Below are 21,478 nucleotides of genomic sequence, written 5' to 3'. Positions count from 1 at the left end.
CTAGCATGGATGAAGAGGCCCACACCCCACGGGAGGAGCAACGCGAATGGATGCAGCACGAGGCTCCCGGCCGCAGGGGCGTTGTCCGGCCCCGGGGCTGATGGGCGGGGCCCGGGCATGACGCCCTTCCGGCTGTTGCTGGTGGAGGACAGCATCAATGACGCGGCGCTGGTGACGGCGGAGCTGGAGCAGGCGGGCTACCTGCCCACGGCCCGGCGCGTGGAGACGCTGGAGGCGCTGCGGGACGCGCTGGCCGCGGAGCCATGGGACCTGGTGCTGTGCGACGACCGGCTGCCGCGCTTCAACGCCCTGGACGTGCTGGCGCTCCTGCATGCGCAGGGGCGGGACGTGCCCCTCATCGTCCTGTCCAGCCAGCTGAGCGAGGAGCAGGCCGTCACGCTGATGAAGGCGGGCGCGCGCGACTGCTTCTCCAAGGACCGGATGGCCCGGCTGGGGCCGGCGGTGGCGCGTGAGCTGGAGGAGACGCGCGTGCGGCGCGAGCGCGCGCGGGCGGAGCTGGACCGGGACATCCTCGCCAAGGCCAGCGAGCTGCTCACCGCGTCCCTGGAGCAGGCGGCGCGGCTGGATCAGCTGGTGCAGTTGATGGTGCCCCGGGTGGCGGACTGGTGCGCGTTCTTCCTCCAGGACCCGGACCAGGGCGGCCTGCGGCTGGTGGCGCTGGCGCACCCGGACGCGGAGCGGCGCGCCCATGCCTGGAAGCTGGACCAGCGCTTCCCCCTGGACCCCCAGGCCGCCGCGGGCCCCTCGCACGTGCTGCGCACCGGCCAGCCGGAGTTCATGCCGGACGTGCGCCGGCGCCCGGTGCCCATCACGAAGGACCCGGCGCACCAGCGCGCCATTGAAGGCCTGGGGCTGCGCTCGGTGGTGAACGTGCCCCTGCCGGGCAACGAAACGCGGCTGGGCGTGCTGTCCATGGGCACGCTGGGGGAGCGCGCGCTCGCGCCGGTGGACCTGGCGCTGGCGCAGGAGCTGGCGCGCCGGACGGGGCTGGTGCTGGAGAACACCCGGCTCTTCCAGGAGGCCCGTGAGGCGGTCCGCCTGCGCGACGAGTTCCTCACCGTGGCCGCGCATGAGCTGCGCACGCCCCTCACCACGCTGCGGCTGCAGCTGGGCACGCTGTTGCAGCGCTCGGAGGCGCACCACCTGGAGCCGGACGTGGTGACGCGGCTGGAGCGCAGCGTGCGCCAGGTGCGCCGGCTGGGCACGCTGGTGGAGGGCCTCCTGGACGTGTCCCAGCTGTCCAGCGGCGAGCTGTCGCTGATGCCCGAGCACTTCGACCTGGAGGAGCTGGTCGCGGAGGTGCTGGAGCGCTACCAGGCGGAGGCTCGCGCGGCCGGATGCGAACTGCGCCAGTCCCCGCGCCACGGGCTCTGGGGGACGTGGGACCGGCTTCGGGTGGACCAGGCCGTGGCGGCGTTGATATCCAACGCGCTCAAGTTCGGTCCGGGGCGGCCGGTGGAGGTGGACGTGGGGCGGGAAGGGGGCTTCGCGCGCATCCAGGTGCGCGACCGGGGCATTGGCGTGCCCGTGGACCAGGTGGAGCGCATCTTCGAGCGCTTCGGCCGCGCCGTCAGCTCGCATTCTTATGGAGGCCTGGGCCTGGGGCTGTACCTGGCCCGCCGCGCCGCGGAGGCGCACGGCGGCCGGGCCTGGGCGGAGCCCGTCGCGGGCGAGGGTGCGCGCTTCACGCTGGAGCTGCCATTGGAGAAGGAGGCGCGCGAGTGAGCCGGCCGCTGTTGGTGGTGGATGACGACACGGACCTGCGGGAGGCGCTGGAGGAGGTCCTGCGCGACGCGGGCTACACCGTGCTGGGGGCGGGCAACGGCCTGCAGGCGCTGGAGGTGCTCCGCCGGGAGCCGGTGCCCCCGTGCCTGGTGCTGCTGGACATGATGATGCCGGTGATGGACGGCGCCACCTTCGGCCGCCAGATGCGCCAGGTGCAGGCGTGGCGCGACATCCCCGTGCTCGTCTTCTCCGCGTCCGCCAACGCGCGCCAGGTGGCGGAGGAGATGGGCGCCTGCGGCTACCTGCGCAAGCCGGTGGACGTGGAGACGCTCCTCAAGGCCGTGGGGGCCAACAAGGCCCCCGAAGTCGTCTGAGACTCCCGGTGTCTGTCCTCTCCGCGGGCGGACCGGCTCGCCCGTGTTGACGCTGCGCGAGAGGCCCTGGTAAGTGCATCCTTAACACTTTTCCCGCGAGGCCTGTCCGATGAATCCCCACATGCTCGCCCAGCTCCTGGTCCAGCTCATCGTCATCATCGCGGTGTCCCGGTTGATCGGCCGGGGGGCGCGCTGGCTGGGGCAGCCCCTGGTCATCGCGGAGGTGGTGGCGGGCATCGCGCTGGGCCCGTCGCTGCTGGGCTGGCTGGCGCCGGACGCCATGCGCTGGCTGTTCCCGCCGGAGTCCATGCCGTTCCTGAAGATGCTGGCCGAGGTCGGCCTGGTGCTCTTCATGTTCCTGATTGGCCTGGAGCTGGACCCCAAGCTGCTCAAGGGGCGGGGCCACGCGTCGGTGGCCATCAGCCACTCCAGCATCATCACCCCGTTCGCCCTGGGCGCGGCGGCGGGCGCGCTGTGGCTGTACAAGTCGCTGTCCAGCCCGGACGTGCCGTTCTCCTCGTTCGTGCTGTTCATGGGCGTGTCCATGAGCATCACGGCCTTCCCGGTGCTGGCGCGCATCCTCACCGAGCGCGGGCTCATGCAGTCGAAGCTGGGCGCCATCGCCATCGCGTGCGCGGCGGTGGACGACGTGACGGCGTGGTGCATCCTGGCGTTCGTGGTGTCTCTGGTGCGCGCGTCGGACCTGGCGCACGCGGCGCTCACCACGGTGTTCGCGCTGCTCTACATCGGCTTCATGCTGGTGCTGGTGAGGCCGTTCCTCGCCCGGCTGGGCGCGCGCGTGGCCAACCGCGAGGGGCTCACCCAGAACGTGGTGGCCATCACGATGATGATGCTGCTCGGCTCCGCGTGGACCACCGAATACATCGGCATCCACTCGCTCTTCGGCGCCTTCATGTTCGGCGCGGTGATTCCCAAGGAGGGAGGGCTGGCGGCGGCGCTGGCGGAGAAGCTGGAGGACGTGGCCGTCGTGCTGCTGTTGCCCGTGTTCTTCGCCTTCAGCGGCCTGCGCACGCAGCTGGGCCTGCTGGCCACGCCGGAGGCGTGGCTCACGTGCGGCGCCATCATCGTCCTGGCGTGCCTGGGCAAGTTCGGCGGCAGCGCGGTGGCCGCGCGCCTCACCGGCCTGCGGTGGCGGGAGGCGGGGGCCGTGGGCGTCCTGATGAACACGCGCGGCCTGATGGAGCTCATCGTGCTCAACCTGGGCCTGGACCTGGGCGTCATCTCGCCCACGCTCTTCACGATGATGGTCATCATGGCGCTGGTCACGACCTTCATGACCACGCCGCTGTTGCGCCTGCTGTATTCGCCGGAGGAGCTGGCGCGCGAGAAGCTGGTGCAGGCGCCCGAGCCGGTGCTGCCGGCCTCCGCGTACACGGTGCTCCTGTGCGTGTCGCACGGGCAGGCCGGCCCGGGCATGGCGGTGCTGTCGCGCGCGCTGTCGGGCGAGCGCAACGAGGCGAACCTCTACGCGCTGCACCTCTTGTCGCCGGAGCGCTCGCTCAAGGCCCGCGGGGAGGAGGCCCTGGACCCCGTGGCCGCGTCGGGCGGCGCGCTGGCGCCCCTGGTGGGCCGGGCGGAGAAGCTGGGGCTGTCGGTGCGCACGCTGTCGTTCGTTTCGTCGGAGCCCGCGCGGGACATCTGCCGCACGGCCCAGGCCAAGCGCGCGGACCTGGTGCTGCTGGGCTGGCACAAGCCGCTCTTCAGCCAGACGGTGCTGGGCGGCACGGTGCGTGAGGTGATGCAGGAGGCGGGCGGCACGGTGGCGGTGCTGGTGGACCGCGGCCTGTCACAGGTGCGCCGGGTGCTGGTGCCCTTCGTGGGCAGCCGGCATGACCGGGCGGCGCTGGGCCTGGCGCGACGGCTGGTGAAGCAGGCCGGTGCGGAGGTGACGGTGCTGCACGTGACCTCTCCCGAGGGCTCGGGCGCGGGCCGCGCGCAGGTGGAGGAGCTGTTCCCCGCGGAGGAGGGCGCCTCCGTGAAGCTCAAGGTGGTGCGCCACGCGTCGCCGGAGGACGCGGCGCTGGCGGAAGCGAAGGCGGGTTACGACCTCGTCGTGGTGGGCCTGGGGGCCGAATGGGGCCTGGAAGACCGGCTGTTCGGCGTGCAGCGCGAGCGCATCGTTCGCGACGCGCCCGCCTCGCTGCTGCTCGTGTGTCATCCGGAGACGGCGACGCTGCCGGCCCGGACCCCGGAGGAGGCCCGGGCGCAGGGGGCGACGCCGGACCCGACGCCGACGCAGCCGCTCGGCGCGCGGAGCTGACCGCCATGCACCTGGGAGCCACACTGCGCCTGTTGCGGGTGGACGCGGGGCTGTCCCTGCGCGACCTGGCCCGGCGCATCGGCGTGTCGAGCGCCTACTTGAGCCGCGTGGAGAACGGCGTGGACGCGCCGCCCACGCAGGAGCGGCTGACGGCCATCGCCCGGGAGCTGGACGTGCCCCCGGGGCTGCTCATGGACGTGGCCAACCGGGTGAGCCCGTACGTCGCGGGCTACCTGGAGGACGTGCCCGCGGCGGGGACGCTGATGCTGGACATCGCGCGGCGCAAGCTCACCGGCGCCCAGCTGGCGCGCGTGCGGGCCTTCCTGGACGCGGAGTTCCCCCTGCGCGAGGTGCGCGGCGATGAGCCCGTGCCCCCGCTGGGGCCGCTCCTGAGCACGGAGCGGGTGGTGGTGCAGCTCTCCTGCGGAGACTACGAGGACGCGCTGGACGTGGCGGCCGGGCGGCTGGCGGCGGCGCTGCCCGGAGTGGACGCGGCGGCGCTCGCGGAGGGCCTGCGCAAGCGGGAGGACGAGGTCCCGTCCCAGGTGGGCAACGGCGTGGCGGTGCCGCACGCGTTCGTGGCCGGAGCGGCCCCGGTGGCGGCGCTGGTGACGCTGGCCCGGCCCCTGAAGGTGGACGCCCCGGACGGCCTGCCCCTGCGGCTGGTGGTGGCGCTGGTGGACGGCCACGTGGGCCGCGCGCGGCTGATGCGGCTGGCGCACGTGGCGCGCCTTGCGGGGCGCGGGCTGGCGGACCGGCTCCACGGCCTGGAGGAACCCCAGCGGGTGCTGGAGACGCTGGAGGAGCTGGAGGCGCTGCGCTGAGGGGGGCGGGGCCGCTTCAGGAGCCCTGGGGCACCCAGTGCTCCCAGAGACCGATGTCTCGGAAGCCCAGGTGCCGGTACACGCGGATGCCCGCCGGGGTGGACTGGAGCACCATCGCGGTGCACCCGCGCTTGCGCGCCTCGGCGATGATGCCCCGCATCACCGCGGACGCGAGCCCCAGCCCCCGCGCCTCCGGAAGGGTGGCCACCAGGTACACGCCCGCCGTGTCCGCCACGTCCACCGTGAGGCCGCAGGACAGCGCCCGGCCGTGCTCGCGCGCCACCACGGTGTTCACCGTCAGGCGGGGCGGCTGCTGCCAGACGGAGAGGATGTCCCGCCACTCCGGGCCGTAGGTCTGGACGTTGATCTCCACCAGGTCGTTGAGGTCCTCCACGGGCTCCACCGGCACCCCGGGCGCCGCGTCCGGCAGCTCCTTCAGCCAGGACCCCATGGCCACCACGGTGAAGTCCGGGCGGTAGCCCGCGGCGCCCAGCACCCGCGTCGCGTCCCCCTGCCCCGGCGCCAGGGTGACGCGCCAGCGCGGCAGCCCATGCCCCCGGTAGAAGTCCGTGACGGCGGGCAGCGCCCGGGCCAGCGCGTCCGCGTCCGTGAAGAGGACCTGCTGGAAGTGGGCGTCCTGGTAGGCGGGCAGGGCGAAGGCGTCCACGCCCGGGAGCCGCAGGTGGAGCAGCGGGCCGCGCTCGGCCTGCAGTGTCTTGAAGGCGATGAGGTTGGTGTGCAGTCGCTGGGTGAGTTCGGCGTCCGTCATGCGGGCCGGGAGCCTATGCACGGGGGCGACGGGCAAAGAACAGCCGTGGAGGAAAGGTCGCGCGCACCGTGCGCCAGGGGGTTAGGTTTCACTCCTTTCGACCCGCCACCATGACCCCGCGCTTCTTCTCTTTCGACCCGCGTCCCACCCGAATCGCCCTCATCGTGGGCGCGTGCCTCCTGGCGGTCCTCACCGCCTGGGCCCTGGCGGACTACCGGGGCGGCGGGGGGCTGGTCGCCATGGCGCGCGCGGGCCTCAGCGCCGGCCTGATGCTGGCCTTCCTCGTCTCCATCCACCGCCTGCGCCCCCGCGCGGAGTGGGGCGTCACCCTGGACGCCGCGGGCGTGCGGGTGGCCCGGCCCTTCAGCGGCCAGCCGCTGGAGCTGCACTGGGGACAGATTGATTCCGTGCGCCAGGTCGGCCGCAGGGGGAGCGTGCTGGGCCTGTTCCTCAAGGAAGGGGGAAGGGTGCTCGTCACGCGACATCTTTTCGCCCGCAAGGCTGTTTATGAAGAGCTGATCGCGGCGCTGGAGGACCGCCTCCCGCCCTCGCGTTTCGACGCCTGATTCATGAATCTTTTCGCAGCCTTGCGTGGGCTCCCGGAGCTTGTCCGGGATGCCCGGTGGTGGTAGGCACAACAGGCTTGAGCCCTGTCGCAACGGCAGCCTTTCCCAAGGACACGCTTCACATGGAAAAGACCCCCGCTACCGGTGTCTCGCCGGCCGCGCCGCCCGCCGATTATGGGACGGACGCCATCACCAAGCTCGAAGGGCTGGAGGCCGTCCGCAAGCGCCCCGGCATGTACATCGGCGACACGATGACCTACGGGCTCCACAAGCTCGTGTACGAGGTCGTCGACAACTCCGTGGACGAGGCCCTCGCCGGCCACTGCACGGACATCGACGTGGTCATCCACGTGGATGGCTCGCTCAGCGTCCAGGACAACGGCCGCGGCATCCCCGTGGGCCCGCACCCCGACCCCAAGTTCAAGGGCAAGGACACGCTGGAGGTGGTGCTCACGGAGCTGCACGCCGGCAGCAAGTTCGGCAACGGCGCGTACAAGGTGTCCGGCGGCCTGCACGGCGTGGGCGTCACCTGCGTGAACTTCCTGTCGGAGTGGTTCAAGGTCCGCGTCCAGCGCGCCGGCAAGGTCTACGAGCAGTCGTACTCGCGCGGCGTGGCCAACGGCCCCCCGCAGGAGGCGGGCACGACGGACAAGCGCGGCACGTTGATCCACTTCAAGCCGGACCCCACGGTCATGGAGACGGTGGACTTCAACTTCGAGACGCTCAGCCAGCGCCTGCGCGAGCTCGCGTTCCTCAACGCGGGCCTGCACATCACCATCCGCGACGAGCGCACCCAGAAGGAACACGACTTCAAGTTCGACGGCGGCATCTCCTCCTTCGTGGAGTACCTCAACAAGGCGAAGGAGGCGCTGCACGACAAGCCCGTCTACATCAAGTCGGAGCGCGAGGGCGTGTCGCTGGAAATCGCCATGCAGTGGAACGATGGCTACGACGAGCGCATCTTCACCTTCGCCAACAACATCAACACCCACGAGGGAGGCAGCCACCTGTCCGGCTTCAAGGCCGCGCTCACGCGCACGCTCAACAGCTACGCGGAGAAGGGCGGCCTCTGGAAGGACCTGAAGGAGACGCCCACGGGCGAGGACGCGCGTGAGGGCCTCTCCGCGGTCATCTCCGTGAAGCTCTCCAACCCCCAGTTCGAGGGCCAGACGAAGACGAAGCTGGGCAACAGCGAGGTGAAGGGCCTGGTCGAGCAGATGGTGAATGATCAGCTCGCCACCTTCCTGGAGGAGAACCCGCCGCTCGCCAAGAAGGTCGTGGTGAAGATTGGCGACGCGTGCCGCGCCCGCATCGCCGCGCGCAAGGCGCGTGAGACGGTGCGCCGCAAGGGCGTGCTGGACGGCGGCGGCCTGCCCGGAAAGCTCGCGGACTGCCAGAGCCGCGACCCGCACGAGAGCGAGCTGTACATCGTGGAGGGTGACTCCGCAGGTGGCTCCGCGAAGCAGGGCCGGGACCGGCGCAACCAGGCCATCCTGCCCTTGCGCGGAAAGATCTTGAACGTGGAGAAGGCGCGCTTCGAGAAGATGCTGACCAGCGCTGAAATCGTCACGCTCATCACCGCGCTGGGCACGGGCATCGGGGCGGAGGACTACGACCCGGAGAAGGCGCGCTACCACCGCATCATCCTGATGACGGACGCGGACGTGGACGGCAGCCACATCCGCACGCTGCTGCTCACGTTCTTCTACCGGCAGATGCGCGAGCTCATCGACCGGGGCTTCGTCTACATCGCGCAGCCGCCGCTCTACAAGGTCACGCGCAACAAGAAGGACACCTACGTCAAGGACGAGCGCGCGCTCAACGAGTACCTGCTGCGCATCGCCGCGGAGCACTGCCGCGTGAAGACGCCGGCGGGCGAGCTGGGCGGCGCGGAGCTCAAGGCGCTCCTGGAGAAGGTCATCACCTACGAGGAGCGGCTGGAGAAGCAGGCCAAGCGCCGCGACGCGCGCATCGTGGACGCGCTGGCCCAGGCCACGAACCTGCGCGCGGAGATGCTCGCGGACGGGGCGGCGGTGGAGGCGGCGCTCGCGTCCATGCGCGAGTACTGCCAGCGGCGCATGCCGGAGGTGGTGGGCCGGCTGTCCACGCGGCTGGAGAAGGACGCGGAGCACCAGGAGGCGCAGCGGCTGGTGGTGACGACGGACGTGAACGGCTCCATGCGCGAGTCCGTCTTCGACCAGGCCTACCTGTCCTCACCGGAGTACCTGGAGCTCATCGCCCTGCGCGAGGTGTTCCAGTCGCTGGGCAAGGCGCCCTATCGGGTCCAGGTGGACGGCGGCGAGGTGACGGCGTTCTCCGTGCAGGAGGTGCTGGCCGCGGTCCGCAAGGACGCGCAGAAGGGCCTGGGCCTGCAGCGCTACAAGGGCCTGGGCGAGATGAACCCGGAGCAGCTCTGGGAGACGACCATGGACCCCAACCGCCGCACGCTGCTCCAGGTGCGGGTGGAGGACATGGTGGAGAGCGACGAGATCTTCTCCCTGCTCATGGGCGAGGCCGTGGAGCCCCGCCGCGAGTTCATCGAGCGCAACGCGCTGGACGTGCAGAACCTGGACATCTGAGCCTCGGCGCAAGCGGCGCCTGAAGTCACACGCCGGGCCCCGGGAGAAAGACCCGTGGGCCCGGTGCCGTTTTTCCGGCTCCGCGCCCACGTGCCCTTCCCATCCTTTTCGAGCCGGGCCGCGGAGGAGACGCGGGGCGGCCCCCATGAGCCCTTACGGAAGGAACCTGGCGACCAGTGACCAGCGCGAGGACGTCCCCGCGCGCATGTTCAGGATGGCGGTGATGCCGATGACGCCCGCCATGGTGGCGAGGTTCGCGATGCCGCCCGCGTCCAGCGCCCGCATCGTCTTCGCGGCCCTCTCCGGCGTGCCCGCGGTGGGCGTCAGGCCCGTCTCCGACGGGACGGCGCCCTCGGGGGCCTGCTTCGCGAGGAAGGCCCCGCCGAAGATGTTGGCCGCGCCCAGCGCCACGCTGGCGCCCAGCAGCACGTCCTTCGCGATGACCAGCCTGCGCGTGGTGCGGTCAATCTCCCGGCCCGTCAGCCGCGAGCGGCCCACCAGCCAGGTGATGGCCGCCAGGCCCACGGACGCGGCGTTGATGATGTTGAAGCCATTCCAGGCGGCGTTCACCACCTGGCCGCGCTCGGCCTCGGAGCCAATCACCTTCACCGCGGGGTTGAGGGCCACCTTGCCGAAGAGCGAACCGCCGAAGCCCACGGCGAGCCCCAGGTTGTGCAGCACCAGACCAGTCGAAGACAGGACGGGCATCATGGACGGACTCCCGTGGAGAAGAAGTGGATGTCCGTGAGGGTAGGCACTGGCCCCGCGCGCGGGAGCAGCGCGTCAGGGTGGGCCCGGGCGTCAAGGGGGTGCTCGCCTGCTGGACGTCCTCGCCGGGCGGGGGCCCGGACGTCCGGCCGCTACCGCTCGGCGCTCCGGGCGCCGCGCAGCGCTTCCGCGCGCTCCTTGCGGGACATGTTCGTCACGTCGACGATGTCGAAGTCGAGCGCACCCTGGTTGTCCCCCAGCCGCAGGTCGGGGAAGACGCAGCGCAGCTCCTCCACGCCGGACACCTGGTAGCGCTTGCCCGTCTCGAAGAGGCGGTGCGTGCTGCGCACGGACTCGGCCCGGGGGCCCTTCTCCACGCACAGCACCGTGTGCACGCGGCCGTTGGCGCCGGCGTGCACCTCCGCGAAGTCGTCGCGCACGGTGAACGCATAGGTGGACTGGGGGTTGAGGCCGCGCAGCAGCATCTGGTGCTGGGGCTTCACCTGCACGGCGTTCTTGTCCGCCTCGAACAGCACCGAGCGGGGCGGGACGTACGCGGACTGCCGCAGGTGCACGCGGATGGAGCCGCGGTTGTCCTCGGGGCCGGTGTCATCCAGGGCGAAGAAGTGGAGCTTCTTCGCGCCCTTGATGCTGCGCGGCGCGCTGCTGACGAAGCCCACGGCGTTGTCCGCCGGCAGGTCTCCCTCCGCGTAGTAGACGAGCGTGCCGGACGTGGTGCCGTCGCCGCTCGCGAACGCAGCGCTGCCTTCCGTCCACACGGAGTATGCCACCGAGGGCGACACGTCGATGGTGGCCGTCGGGTACTCCGGCAGCGGGAGCGCGTTGTACATGGGGCGCAGCACCAGCAGGCGGGTGGGGTAGTCCACGCGCCGCATCTCGCGGTCCGGGTCATTCGCCAGCGCGTCCTCGCCCGTCACGCTCCCCGCGTCGGCGGAGGCCAGGCCGCCGTCCGCCTCCAGGGAGGTGCCCGCGTCCTCGGCGGGGACGGCCGCGGCGGCGACGGCGGCGGTGCCCGCGTCGAGCGTGGCGGAGGTGGGAATCTCCGACGCCATCTGGGTGGTGCCGGGCGCCACCTCCAGCTCCGCCTTGAGGTGGACCTCCGGCTGGTTGGGGGTGAAGCGCCGCGTCCAGGCGCGGTAGCCCGGCCGGGTGACGACGATGGTGTGGGGCGTGTGTTGCTCCGCGCCGATGATGCGGCTGGGCGTGTTCCCCACCGGCCGGCCGTTGACGACGATGGCGGCCCCCGCCGGCTGGGAGGTGATCCACAGGACGACGGGCTCGTTGGTGCCTTCGGGGACTTCCGGCGGGGACAGGAAGTGCAGCAGCAGGCCGAGGACGACGAGCGCGGCGGTGATGCCGAACACGACGATGCTCAGCTGGCGCACCTGCTTCACGCGCTTGCGCTCGCGCTCGGTGGCCTCGGCGGCCAGCTTGTCGCGCGCGTCGTCCGCGGTGGTGCGGGCGCGGGGGGCCTGCTTCTCCTCAGGGGCCGGCGGCTCCGGCGCGATGGCCGTCTCCACCGGTGTGTCACGCGGCGCGGCCAGCGTGGGCAGCGCCCGGGGCATCGCCGTGGGCTCCGTGCCGGAGTCGGTGTCCGGCTCGGGCGGAAGCTCGGGCGGCAGGGGGCGGCGGCCGGTGCCGGTGGTCTCGCGCGGGGCCCCCGTCGTCACGCGGCGCGCGCCGGTGCTGGTGTTGCGGCGCACGGCGGTGGCGTCGGTGGTCGCGCGGCGCGGGGCGCCGTCGGTCGAGGGGCGCAGGGCGGGCGTGCTGCCCGTGGAGCGCACCCCGGGGCTGGAGGGCCGCGCCACGCCCGGGCTCGACGGGCGGGCCACGCCGGGGCTGCCGGGGTTGGAAGACCGGCCGTTGCTCGACGGCAGCCGCGCGCGGCCCTGCGAGGGCTCCGAGCCCGGCGACTGCCACGCGGCCAGCTGCTCCTTGAAGCCGGGCGCCAGCTCCACCTTGCGGCCCTCGGCGGCCAGCTCCTCCGCGAAGAGGTACGTCATGAGCTGGCTGAGCATCGCCGGCGTGAAGCGGGGCGTGTCCCGGTAGAGCAGCTCCACCGCGGACTCGCTCAGGTCCTTCGCCGTCTGGTAGCGCGTGTCGCGGTCCACCGCCATCGCGTGCGCGATGATGCTCTCCAGGTCCTCGCCAATGGTCGGGTTGACGGCGGACGGAGGCAGGCAGTCGCCCTGCAGGATGCGGGGCAGCACGGTGACGAACTCGCCCTCGAAGGGGCGCCGGCCGCAGAGCATCTCATAGAGGACGACGCCCGCCGCGTACACGTCCGTGCGCGCGTCCAGGTCCTGGCGGCCGTGGGCCTGCTCCGGGGAGAAGTACGGGTACTTGCCCTTGAGCGTGCCCGGCGACGTCTTGGCCTCCACCGCGCTCGTCGCCTTGGCGATGCCGAAGTCGATGACCTTGACCTCGCCCTCGTAGGAGATGAGGACGTTGTCCGGGGACACGTCACGGTGGACCAGGCCCAGCATCCGGCCGTCCTCGCCCACGTGGCGGTGCGCGTAGTCCAGGCCCTCGCACAGCTTGCTGATGATGTGCAGCGCCAGCGGCTGGGGGAAGAACCCGATGCCCGCGCGCGAGGCGCGGCGCAGCACCTTGGACAGGGGCTGGCCGTGCACCAGCTCCATGGCGATGAAGTACTGCCCGTCCACCTCACCGAAGTCGAAGACCTGCGCGATGTTCCCGTGCGTCAGGCCCGCCACCAGGCGCGCCTCGCTGATGAACATCTCCACGAAGTCGTGGTCGTCCACGAAGTGCGGGAGGATCTGCTTGATGACGCACGGCTTGGTCACGCCCATCGCGCCCGTCAGGCGTGCGCGGTAGGTGACCGCCATGCCTCCCGCGGCAAGCTTGGAGACCAGGACGTACTTGCCGAATTGCTGGGGACTGGGTTCTGCCACGAGCGCGGAGGCGAGGCGGGGGTTGGGGAGGCCCAGCATACTCTCCTTCCATTGAAAGTCCCGGGCGCGCTCGCCTGGGATGCGAAGTTTTCGCTCCGGGTGCTGTCCGGGGGGCCGTGCGCGTCCTGGTGGGTCGGAACCGCCCTCGGGCGTGCCACGACGTCCAGGGTGGGTGGGGTGAGGGCGTGAGGCGGACTGTTGCGCCGGTTCACACTTCTTCACGCCGCTTCGTTCAGCGCATTCCGGGGGCGGGGTTATCACCTGCGCCGTTCCGGGCTCCGGTCCGGGGTGGGGGTGGTGGAAGGCCGCTCCCGGGAAGCGAGACGACGGCCATGGGGCATGGGCGCCCGGTGTGGAGTACGCGGGCCACCTTCGTGGTGGTGCTGGGGTGGGTGCTGGCCTCGGGGGCCGCGTGGGCGCAGGACGGCGGGGGCTGGCGGTCCGCTTTTGAACTGCTGGCGAGCGGCCCCGAGCTGGGCGGCAGCGACATCCCCCGCGAGGCGCCGGCGCGCCGGGGCTCGGACGCGTCGGTGGTGCCGCCGGAGGTGATGGCCCGGGTGCTGACGGAGGAGTCGCCCCGGCCGGTGCCCACCGCCTCCGCGGCGCAAGCAGGCCCGGTGGTGGCGCCGGAGGCCCCGGGGGAGACCCAGGAGGCGTTGGAAGGCGGCCGGGTGTCGGAGCCCGGCGTGCGCCCGGTGGAGGACGCGCCGAGGCCGCCGTTCAAGCCGCTGCCGGTGGTGGTCGCGGTGGTGCCGGGGCTGCTCCTGCACGGGCTGGGGGCGTGGACGGCGGGGGACGCGGCGACGGCGAAGGAGCTGTTCGCGGCGGAGGCCATCGGGCTGGGGTTGATTGGCGCGGGGCTGGTGCCCATGGCGTTGACGGGCGCGTCGCGCAAGACCGTCGGGCCGCTGTACGCGGTGACGCTGACGGGGGCGGGGGTGTTCTCGCTTTCGATGCTGGCGAACCTGTACGCGGTGACGTCGCCGGCGTTCGACCCGGGGCGCGTGCCGGACACGCTGCCGCCGCTGGAGCTCGACCTGGGCTACCAGTACGTGAACGACGCGACGGCGGAGTACCGCAACTTCTTCGCGCTGGGCGCGGTGGCGCGACTGTCGAAGGTGCGGCTGGAGGCATCCGCTCGGATGGCGCCGGACGAGGGCAACACGTTGATCCGCGCGGGCGCGGCGTACCGGCTGTGGGGCGCGCCGGAGCGGACGCCGGGGTTGGGTGACGGCACGTCGTTGGATGTGGAGGGCTTCGCGACGTACCACCGCTACCCCACGGAGGGCTTCACGCTGGGCGGCGGGGAGGTGGCGCTCAAGGGCCGCTACGCGATGGCGCGCTTCGGGCCGCGCTTCGCGGGGTCGTTCGTGGAGGGCGGCGTGGGGCTGTCCGCGCAGGCGTACAGCTATCCGGGGCGCGTGGACGACGACAACCTGTACGGCCAGCTGCTCTACACGTTCGGCTACGGCGTGTGGCTGGGGCGGGGCGGGCCGCTGAGGGGCGATGCGGTGCTCTATTACGACCATCGCAAGGACGGGCTGGTGGGCGGGCTGCGAGGCCGTGGCGGCGGCATGGTGGGGTCGTTTGGCTTGAGGGGGCGCGTGCTGCTGACGGAGCGCTGGGGCGTGGCGGCGGAGGCGCAGGCGGGCGGCGCGCTGATGGGGCGGCTGGCGCTGGTGTACGCGGTGGGAGGTGACACGTGAGCGAGGCGCGTGAGGGTGCGGTGGGTGCGGGATCGGCGGCGCGGATCCGCGGTGGAATCCCCGCCGCGGGCGTCCGGGTCCTGGGCGCGGTGGGGCTGACGGCGGCGCTGCTGACGGCGGGCTGCATGCGCCCCGGCGAGGACCGCGCGGTGCGGGACACGCGCGTGGGGCAGGCGGAGGCGGACGCGCTCACGGTGGAGGTGGAGGGCGGGCTCGCGTCGGTGCGGACGCTGGCGTCGGGGACGTTGGAGTTGTGGGGTCAGGCGCCGGTGTTCACCACGCGCGTCACCGCGAGCGCGGACGCGCGGACGGACTGGCTGTTCACGGTGCACAACGCGATGCCGGACGCGGCGTTGGACGCGGTGGATGAAGCGGGCTCGCCGCTGGGGGTGGTGGCGCTGCCGGACGCGCACCCGACGGTGAAGGTGTGGCGCGTGGCCCTGCGGCCGGGGACGACGGCGCGGCTGACGGTAGCGCCGCCGGACTGGGGCACGCGCGAGCCGTTCCGGTTCGCGGCGCTGGCGGACGTGCAGGAGGCGCTGTCCAAGGTGGGGGACATCTACGCGCGGCTGAACCAGGACCCCACGCTGCGCTTCATCTTCTTCGCGGGGGACCTGACGGAGTTCGGGACGCGCGAGCAGCTGGAGGAGTTCCAGCGGAGGCTGGAGGCGGACTCGCGCATCCCGCTGTTCGCGACGCTGGGCAACCACGAGACCTTCACGGACGACGCGCGCGAGTACCAGCGGCTGGTGGGCCGGGGCAGCCAGCACTTCGTCTTCCGGGGCGTGCACTTCAGCCTGGTGGACTCCGGCAGCAGCACGGTGGATCCGCTGGTGGAGGAGGCGCTGGACGGCTGGCTGGAGGAGGCGCGCGACGCGGTGCACGTGGTGGCGATGCACATCCCGCCGTTGGATCCGATTGGCGTCCGGGGGGGAGGCTTCGCGGTGCGCAACGAGGCGGCGGGGCTGGTGGGGAAGATGGCGCGGGCGGGGGTGGACCTGACGCTCTACGGCCACATCCACAGCTACTATTCATTCTCGAACGCGGGCATCCCGGCGTTCATCTCCGGAGGGGGCGGGGCGATCCCGGAGCGCTTCGACGGGGTGGGGCGGCACTTCCTGGCGGTGGACGTGGATCCGTCGGTGGGGGTGCGAGAGGTGGGCCTGGTGCGGGTGGATTGATCAGCCCGGGCCTTGACGATGCAGGCGAAGCCGACTTTTCGGCCTGTTAGAAGACCCCCTTGAAAGGGCACTGAACATCTGGGCAGATAGGCGTCGTTCAAACGCCTTGTGAGGAGGCCTGCCCATGTTCGAAACCCCCGAGAACGATTCCATCTCCCCCGCGCTGCGCGCGCTGCTCGAGCTGTTCGCCACGGACCTGGCGGACGTGAAGTTCCCGGACGTGGACACGGCGGTGCTGGGCGAGTCCGCGGCGCACGTGCGGGAGAGGGCGGAGGCGGTGGCCCGGGCGCAGGCGGCGTTGGACGCGGCGAGGCAGGCGCTGAACGAGAGCCAGGAGTCGCTCCTGCAGAAGGGGCAGCGCGCGCTGGCGTACGCGAAGGTGTTCGCGGAGGACGACGCGGACCTGGGCGCGAAGCTGGAGGCCATCCACCTGCCGCGCCCGGTGCGCAAGGGCGGCCAGTCCCCGGTGGAGCCGGTGGGCGCGGCGCAGGGCAACGATGAGAACGCCCCGCGCCGCCGCGGCCGTCCCCCCAAGCTGCGCCCGGTGGCCAACCTCTTCACGGACGGCGGCAACGGCGCGGACGGTGTGCAGGACGAGGCCGCCGCGAGCCTGCAGTCGTAAGCCCACGAAAAAGAAGACCGCGTGCCCCCGTACGGCGTTCGGGGGCACGCGGTCTGGTTCACCGAAGGGCTAGTTCTTCGGGAACGAGGTCCAGCCGGCCAGCCAGTGGGGGGAGCCCACCGCCGGGGTGAAGTTCGGGTTCTCCAGGTCCAGCGCCGCCGTCAGCTGCGGATGGATGAGCTTGTTGTTCGTGCTCGCGGCCAGCACCTTCTCCAACTCCACGAACGTGCTCACGTCCGGATCCGTCACGTTGCCCGCCGCGTCCTTCTTGGGGTTCGGCGCGTTCGGGACGGAGACCGTGTCACCCTTCTCCTGGACCGCCGGGCCGCAGGCGCTGTCGAACGTTTCGAACATGACGGGGTCGCATATAGCGACACCGTGTGTCACGAAGGTTCAGGCTCCGTGACACTTTGCCCCCGGCCATGTCTCGATCGGGTCACGGTCCGCGAGCAATCAGGAAGCCGGGGGGGAGCTTCGTCACGGACTCGTCGGAGATAACCGCTGTGGGCGTTCCGTGACGTCGCGTCTGCCACAACAGCGCGCTCAGCAGCGCCGAGTACGCCACGGCGAACGGCCGGAAGAGCAGCACGCGCCGGGCAGGCTCCGCGCCCAGCACCGCGTCCGACACGGCCATGCCGATGAAGGCCACGCTCGCCACGCATACCTGGCCCAGGCGCGAGCGCCCCTCCAGCGCCGCGCGGATCACCGGCCACGCGAGCAGGTAGTTCGCGCGCCACGCCAGGGGTGACAAGAGCGTCACGCCCAGGCAGCAGAACGCGAGCAGCTCCACCGGGCCGGGACGCGCCCACACGAGCGCGCCGACGAACAGCGCCAGCGCCACGGCCTGCGCGACGGTCATCGCGCCCGGGGGCGGCAGCGACTCCGGTGGGAGCACCAGCGACAGCAGCAGCGTGGGCAGGCCCTGCGGGTTGTGGCCCAGCGCCCAAGGCGGCGTGGTGCGCGCGAGGGTCTCCGTCCAGTCACGCAGCTGTGACAGCGTGCCCGTCCACCCGTAGCGGCCCAGCGTGGGCAGCACCAGCAGGACGCCGAAGAGGGCGGTGGTGCCCACCACGCGCCAGTGCCGGCGCGCCAGGAAGAACAGCCCCACGAGCGCGGCCGGGGGCTTGAGCAGACACGCGACGGCGAAGGCCGCGCCCGGGCCCCACGCCCGGCCCCGCTCCGCGCCCACGGCCGCGAGCACCAGCAGCCACAGCAGCACGGCGTCCACCTGGCCGTAGAAGATTTCGAAGGAGAACGCGGGCAGCAGCACGGCGGTGGCGAGCACCGGCGCCCACGGCCACGGCGTCGCCTCTCCGCCCTTCGGCATCGCGCGGCGCGTGAGCGCGGACACGGCGCCGAGCGCGAGCACGGAGCCCAGGTTCCACAGCGCCACGGCCGCGCGCGGCGGCACGACGGTGAAGGGCAGGAACAGGGGCGCGGTGACGGGCGCGTACTTGAACGGCATGGTGCCGTCCTCGGCGCGGTAGAGGTCCGTTCCGTCGCGGAAGCGCTCGGCGGCGGTGAGGTAGACGCGGAAGTCCGCGCCGCGCCGGGGATGCTGCCCCACCGCCACCGCCGCCACGGCGAGCACCAGCAGCAGCGCCCACTCCACCTTCAGGGATGCACGGTGACGGATGGGCTCAGCGGTGCTCATTCACGGCCAGGGACACGGTGGGGCGCGCACCATTCCACGCGGGGGCGCCCCGCCGCAATCACAGCCCGTAGGTCTCCAGGAGCCGCAGCCACACCTCGCTCACGGTGGGGTACGACGGCACCGCGTGCCAGAGCGTGTCCAGCGGCACCTCGCCCGCGACGGCGATGGTGGCCGCGTGGATCATCTCCCCCACGCCCGGCCCGGTGAACGTCGCGCCCACGATGACCCGGCGCTTCTCGTCCACCACCAGCTTGGCCGTGCCCTTCAGGTCCTGGCCCATGACGGACGCGCCGGCCACGTCACCCAGCTCGTACTGCACGGTCTTCACCGGCACGCCCGCCTTGCGCGCCTTCTCCTCGGTGAGCCCCACGCTGCCCACCTGCGGGTGCGTGAAGACGACCTGGGGCGTGGCCTTCGCGTCCGCCCACGCCTTCACGGGCTTGCCCAGGAGGACGTCGCCCAGCAGGCGCGCCTGGTACTTGCCCATGTGCGTGAGCAGGTTGCGGCCGTTCGCGTCGCCGCAGGCATACAGCCAGCCGCCGTCCACGTCCTTCGCGCGCAGCTGATCATCCACCTCGATGGACGCGCCGGGCTTGAGCCCCACCGTGTCCACGCCCAGGTCGTCCGTGCGCGCGGTGCGGCCCATGGCGACGAGCAGCGCGTCGGCGCGCAGCGTGTCGCCGCCGGTCAGCGTGATGGTGTACTCGCCCTTCTCGCCGGAGCGCTGCACCTTGGTGGCCTGCGTCTCCAGCAGCACCCGCACGCCGGAGTCGCGCAGCGCCTGGGCCACCTGCTCGCCCACGAAGGGCTCGAAGCGCTTGAGCACGCGAGGCCCGCGCTGCACCAGCGTCACCTCCGAGCCCAGCTCGCGCCACGCCTGCGCCAGCTCCACCGCCTCCACGCCGCCGCCCAGCACCACCAGCCGGCCCGGCACGGCCTTGGCGCCGGTGCCCTCGCGGTTGTCCCAGGGCTTGGACTCCTTCAGGCCCGGGATGTCCGGCAGGCGCGGCTTGCTGCCCGTGGCGACGACGACGGCCTTCTTCGCCTCCAGCTCGCGCACCTTGCCGTCCTTGCCCGTGACGGACACCTTGCGCGGGCCGGTGAGCCGGCCGTGGCCGCGCATCACGGTGAGCTTCGCGCCCTCGGCCCACTTCACCTGGGACTTGTCGTCGTAGCCGGACACCATCTGGTCGCGGTGCTTGAGCACGGCGTCCGCTTTCAGGGGCGCCTGGATGAGCTCGCGCACGCCGGGCGTGTGCTTCGCGAGCCACAGCGTCTCGCCGGGGTGCAACAGCGCCTTGCTGGGCATGCAGGCCCAGTAGGAACACTCGCCGCCCAGGAGCTCGTGCTCCACCAGCGCGACCTTCAAGCCCCCCGCCGCCGCGCGCGCGCCCGCGTTCTCGCCCGCGGGACCCGCCCCAATCACCACCACGTCGAAAGTCTCGGCCATGAACCCCTCCCGCCCCCTGCTTGCCCCGGGACGGCCGCCCCGCCAATGCGACTGGCGCCGCGCGTCGGATGGTGGATGGAGCGGCTGGTCACCAGAGGACAGCGCCGCCATGTCAGGAACCGGAAGGCTTTCGCGTCGGGCGCGGACCGCTTGCCGGAGGTGTGCCATGGGACGTGTCGCCAAGGTGGTCTCGGTTCGCTCCGTGCGGTCGCGCTTCTAGCGTCACCGGTGGCGTCCAGCTCCCGTCCGAAGGCCGCGCCCGAGTGAGCGCAGCCGCGGCCGTGGAGGACGCCTCCGCCGTGAGGTCCAGACGGCGTGTCCGCGCGAGGGCGCTCGCGTGCACACCTGGCCGTGCTCCGGCATGGCCCGCAGGACTCCGTCTTCCCTCATGTCTTCTTCCAAGCATCGCCGTTCCCGCGCGTCCGTCCGGCGCTCGGGCTCCTCGCTGTTCCATTCCGAATCGCCGTCCGCGCGTCACCTGCGCGTCCAATCCACCCTCTCCGAGGACATCTCGCTGCTCTTCCGGAGTGAGCTGTCCGACCCCCGGCTCGAAGACCTCTCCCTGGCGTCGTTCGAGCTGTCCCCCGACGGCCGCATCGCGAGCATCGGCTACACGCTGCCGCACGACGCGGACTCCGCCACCGTGAAGGAGGCCCTCACCCGGGCGGAGGGCTTCCTGCGCTCGCGGCTCGCGGAGCACCTGAACCTCAAGCGCACCCCGCACCTGCGCTTCGTCCTGGTGGGCATCGCCCCACGCACGGAACCCGAGGACGGGGAAGGAGGTGACGCATGATGCCCCGTGTCCTCGAAGTGCCACCGGGTGCCGTGCCCCTGCTCGCCTGGGCGCGCACGGTGCCCGCGGCGGCCCTGGAGCAGCTCCAGCAGCTCGCCGCGCAGCCCTACGTCACGGAGCACGTGGCGGTGATGCCGGACGTGCACCTCGCTTCGGGCGTGGCGGTGGGCACCGTCTTCGCCACGGAGGCCCATGTCGTCCCCGGCGCGCTGGGCAACGACCTGGGCTGCGGCGTGAGCGCGCACCGCTTCGCCTTCCCCGCCGCCTCGCTGTCGCGCGCGGACCTGGAGCGGCTCCTGTCCCAGCTCGCCCGGGTCATCCCGGTGGGGGACGCGGTGCACCGGGGACGTGGCCTGCCCCTGCCACCCGGGCTCGAGTCCACTCCGCTGTCCACCCAGAAGCTGGCCCATGCCTGGGAACGGCTGGCGCCGCGTCACCTGGGCACGCTCGGGGGAGGCAACCACTTCCTGGAGCTGGACCGCGACGGCGCGGGGGACCTCTGGCTGCTCATCCACTCCGGCTCGCGGGGCGTGGGGGGCGCCGTGGGGGAACACCACCAGCGCGTGGCCCGGGCGCTCGGCCAGGGCACGCCGCCCGCGCTGAGCACCGCCACCGAGGCGGGCCAGGCCTGCGTCCGTGACGTGGACCTGGCGTGCCGCTTCGCCCGCGCGAACCGGGACGTGCTCGCGGCCCGGGCCCTGGAGGTGCTGTCCGACCTGCTGGGCATCACCCCGGACGCGGACAGGACGGTGGACGTGCACCACAACCACATCGCCTCCGAGCCCCACTTCGGCCGCACGCTCTGGGTCCACCGCAAGGGCGCGGTGGGGCTGGACGCGGGGGCCCGGGGGCTCATCCCCGGCTCCATGGGCACGGCCTCCTACGTCGTCGAGGGGCTCGCCGAGCCCCGGGCCTTCCGCTCCTGCTCACACGGAGCGGGCCGGGTGCTCACCCGCACGGAGGCCCGGGCCCGCATCCGCCCGGACGCGCTGGCCCACGCCCTGCGCCGTGTGGTGTTCGACCCGGGCCGGGCGCACGCCCTGGTGGAGGAGGCGCCCGCCGCCTACCGGGACCTCACCGAGGTGCTGGAGGACGAGGCGGACCTCGTGACGCCCCGCGTCCGGCTCACGCCCCTGGCCGTGCTGAAGGGCTGAGAGGGAGGCGCCTGTCGGGTGGATGACAGCCCGCCCCCCCGGCAGCCGCCCGAGTGGCGTCCGGGGGAGTGATCCACCCCCCTCGTACTCCACGGATGGAGGGGCTCATCGTCAGAGTGGGTTCCCGCGCCCGTC

17 protein-coding genes are annotated in these 21,478 nt (G+C 72.3%); 11 read left to right on the top strand and 6 right to left on the bottom strand.

Annotation, left to right across the window (positions count from 1 at the left end; all coding sequences use genetic code 11):
- The first annotated feature begins 117 nt into the window (after nt 1-117).
- From KYK13_RS37250 to KYK13_RS37235, 4 genes are all read left to right on the top strand, one after another.
- A complete protein-coding gene (locus KYK13_RS37250; RefSeq protein WP_304504078.1) occupies nt 118-1,746 on the top strand; it encodes an ATP-binding protein in 1,629 nt (542 codons plus the stop codon).
- On the top strand, nt 1,743-2,120 hold the full coding sequence (locus KYK13_RS37245) for a response regulator (protein ID WP_223639862.1): 378 nt from the start codon (nt 1,743-1,745) through the stop codon (nt 2,118-2,120). Before KYK13_RS37250 ends, KYK13_RS37245 begins: the two co-directional genes overlap by 4 nt.
- Nucleotides 2,121-2,229: 109 nt before the next feature.
- The gene (locus tag KYK13_RS37240) at nt 2,230-4,401 is read left to right on the top strand and encodes a cation:proton antiporter (protein WP_223639860.1); all 2,172 of its coding nucleotides are present in this window, start codon (nt 2,230-2,232) and stop codon (nt 4,399-4,401) included.
- 5 nt (nt 4,402-4,406) lie between these two features.
- Nucleotides 4,407-5,225, top strand: a complete 819-nt coding sequence (locus KYK13_RS37235; RefSeq protein WP_223639858.1) for a helix-turn-helix domain-containing protein — start codon at nt 4,407-4,409, stop codon at nt 5,223-5,225.
- A 16-nt stretch (nt 5,226-5,241) separates the two neighbouring features.
- Here the strand turns inward: KYK13_RS37235 and KYK13_RS37230 are convergent, their stop codons facing one another.
- The gene (locus tag KYK13_RS37230) at nt 5,242-5,994 is read right to left on the bottom strand and encodes a GNAT family N-acetyltransferase (RefSeq protein ID WP_223639856.1); all 753 of its coding nucleotides are present in this window, start codon (nt 5,992-5,994) and stop codon (nt 5,242-5,244) included.
- A 110-nt stretch (nt 5,995-6,104) separates the two neighbouring features.
- Between KYK13_RS37230 and KYK13_RS37225 the strand changes: the two genes are divergently transcribed.
- Nucleotides 6,105-6,560, top strand: a complete 456-nt coding sequence (locus KYK13_RS37225) for a hypothetical protein (protein WP_223639853.1) — start codon at nt 6,105-6,107, stop codon at nt 6,558-6,560.
- 122 nt (nt 6,561-6,682) lie between these two features.
- Nucleotides 6,683-9,139, top strand: a complete 2,457-nt coding sequence (gene gyrB, locus KYK13_RS37220; RefSeq protein WP_223639850.1) for a DNA topoisomerase (ATP-hydrolyzing) subunit B — start codon at nt 6,683-6,685, stop codon at nt 9,137-9,139.
- Nucleotides 9,140-9,292: 153 nt separating this feature from the next.
- Here the strand turns inward: gyrB and KYK13_RS37215 are convergent, their stop codons facing one another.
- Together KYK13_RS37215 and KYK13_RS37210 are read right to left on the bottom strand one after the other, a co-directional pair.
- Nucleotides 9,293-9,850 (bottom strand): hypothetical protein, encoded by a 558-nt coding sequence (locus KYK13_RS37215; protein ID WP_223639847.1) that lies wholly within the window; start codon nt 9,848-9,850, stop codon nt 9,293-9,295.
- Between the two features lie 149 nt (nt 9,851-9,999).
- Complete coding sequence (locus KYK13_RS37210; protein WP_223639845.1) at nt 10,000-12,822, bottom strand: serine/threonine-protein kinase; 2,823 nt, start codon at nt 12,820-12,822, stop codon at nt 10,000-10,002.
- A gap of 293 nt (nt 12,823-13,115) precedes the next feature.
- Between KYK13_RS37210 and KYK13_RS37205 the strand changes: the two genes are divergently transcribed.
- From KYK13_RS37205 to KYK13_RS37195, 3 genes are all read left to right on the top strand, one after another.
- Nucleotides 13,116-14,489 carry a hypothetical protein gene (locus KYK13_RS37205; protein ID WP_223639843.1) on the top strand — a complete coding sequence of 458 codons (1,374 nt, stop codon included), beginning with the start codon at nt 13,116-13,118 and terminating at the stop codon, nt 14,487-14,489.
- 125 nt (nt 14,490-14,614) lie between these two features.
- On the top strand, nt 14,615-15,670 hold the full coding sequence (locus KYK13_RS37200; RefSeq protein ID WP_223646944.1) for a metallophosphoesterase: 1,056 nt from the start codon (nt 14,615-14,617) through the stop codon (nt 15,668-15,670).
- Nucleotides 15,671-15,794: 124 nt separating this feature from the next.
- Nucleotides 15,795-16,292 carry a hypothetical protein gene (locus tag KYK13_RS37195; protein ID WP_223639841.1) on the top strand — a complete coding sequence of 166 codons (498 nt, stop codon included), beginning with the start codon at nt 15,795-15,797 and terminating at the stop codon, nt 16,290-16,292.
- Nucleotides 16,293-16,361: 69 nt separating this feature from the next.
- Here KYK13_RS37195 and KYK13_RS37190 read toward each other — a convergent pair whose 3' ends face one another.
- The 3 genes from KYK13_RS37190 to KYK13_RS37180 all read right to left on the bottom strand — a co-directional run bounded on the left by KYK13_RS37190 (nt 16,362) and on the right by KYK13_RS37180 (nt 19,396).
- Nucleotides 16,362-16,646, bottom strand: coding sequence for a hypothetical protein (locus tag KYK13_RS37190; protein ID WP_223639839.1), 285 nt, complete (start codon nt 16,644-16,646; stop codon nt 16,362-16,364).
- Between the two features lie 82 nt (nt 16,647-16,728).
- Complete coding sequence (locus tag KYK13_RS37185; RefSeq protein ID WP_223639837.1) at nt 16,729-17,946, bottom strand: glycosyltransferase family 87 protein; 1,218 nt, start codon at nt 17,944-17,946, stop codon at nt 16,729-16,731.
- 58 nt (nt 17,947-18,004) lie between these two features.
- On the bottom strand, nt 18,005-19,396 hold the full coding sequence (locus KYK13_RS37180; protein ID WP_223639835.1) for an NAD(P)/FAD-dependent oxidoreductase: 1,392 nt from the start codon (nt 19,394-19,396) through the stop codon (nt 18,005-18,007).
- 388 nt (nt 19,397-19,784) lie between these two features.
- On the opposite strand from KYK13_RS37180, the gene KYK13_RS37175 reads away from it, so the two are divergent.
- Nucleotides 19,785-20,189 (top strand): ribosome-binding factor A, encoded by a 405-nt coding sequence (locus KYK13_RS37175; RefSeq protein WP_223639833.1) that lies wholly within the window; start codon nt 19,785-19,787, stop codon nt 20,187-20,189.
- Nucleotides 20,186-21,343 (top strand): RtcB family protein, encoded by a 1,158-nt coding sequence (locus KYK13_RS37170; RefSeq protein ID WP_223639830.1) that lies wholly within the window; start codon nt 20,186-20,188, stop codon nt 21,341-21,343. Before KYK13_RS37175 ends, KYK13_RS37170 begins: the two co-directional genes overlap by 4 nt.
- Nucleotides 21,344-21,478: the final 135 nt, after the last annotated feature.

The organism is Corallococcus sp. EGB, assembly GCF_019968905.1.
Taxonomy (GTDB): Bacteria; Myxococcota; Myxococcia; order Myxococcales; family Myxococcaceae; genus Corallococcus.
This window is presented reverse-complemented; position numbering and strand designations above follow the sequence as displayed.

Bases quoted from the DNA above. Each gene is read 5' to 3' on its own strand.
- KYK13_RS37250 (WP_304504078.1), top strand. From the start codon at position 118: ATGACGCCCTTCCGGCTGTTGCTGGTGGAGGACAGCATCAATGACGCG.
- KYK13_RS37240 (WP_223639860.1), top strand. From the start codon at position 2,230: ATGAATCCCCACATGCTCGCCCAGCTCCTGGTCCAGCTCATCGTCATC.
- KYK13_RS37235 (WP_223639858.1), top strand. From the start codon at position 4,407: ATGCACCTGGGAGCCACACTGCGCCTGTTGCGGGTGGACGCGGGGCTG.
- KYK13_RS37230 (WP_223639856.1), bottom strand. From the start codon at position 5,994: ATGACGGACGCCGAACTCACCCAGCGACTGCACACCAACCTCATCGCC.
- KYK13_RS37225 (WP_223639853.1), top strand. From the start codon at position 6,105: ATGACCCCGCGCTTCTTCTCTTTCGACCCGCGTCCCACCCGAATCGCC.
- gyrB (WP_223639850.1), top strand. From the start codon at position 6,683: ATGGAAAAGACCCCCGCTACCGGTGTCTCGCCGGCCGCGCCGCCCGCC.
- KYK13_RS37215 (WP_223639847.1), bottom strand. From the start codon at position 9,850: ATGATGCCCGTCCTGTCTTCGACTGGTCTGGTGCTGCACAACCTGGGG.
- KYK13_RS37210 (WP_223639845.1), bottom strand. From the start codon at position 12,822: ATGCTGGGCCTCCCCAACCCCCGCCTCGCCTCCGCGCTCGTGGCAGAA.
- KYK13_RS37205 (WP_223639843.1), top strand. From the start codon at position 13,116: ATGGGGCATGGGCGCCCGGTGTGGAGTACGCGGGCCACCTTCGTGGTG.
- KYK13_RS37200 (WP_223646944.1), top strand. From the start codon at position 14,615: ATGCGCCCCGGCGAGGACCGCGCGGTGCGGGACACGCGCGTGGGGCAG.
- KYK13_RS37195 (WP_223639841.1), top strand. From the start codon at position 15,795: ATGTTCGAAACCCCCGAGAACGATTCCATCTCCCCCGCGCTGCGCGCG.
- KYK13_RS37190 (WP_223639839.1), bottom strand. From the start codon at position 16,646: ATGTTCGAAACGTTCGACAGCGCCTGCGGCCCGGCGGTCCAGGAGAAG.
- KYK13_RS37185 (WP_223639837.1), bottom strand. From the start codon at position 17,946: ATGAGCACCGCTGAGCCCATCCGTCACCGTGCATCCCTGAAGGTGGAG.
- KYK13_RS37180 (WP_223639835.1), bottom strand. From the start codon at position 19,396: ATGGCCGAGACTTTCGACGTGGTGGTGATTGGGGCGGGTCCCGCGGGC.
- KYK13_RS37175 (WP_223639833.1), top strand. From the start codon at position 19,785: ATGTCTTCTTCCAAGCATCGCCGTTCCCGCGCGTCCGTCCGGCGCTCG.
- KYK13_RS37170 (WP_223639830.1), top strand. From the start codon at position 20,186: ATGATGCCCCGTGTCCTCGAAGTGCCACCGGGTGCCGTGCCCCTGCTC.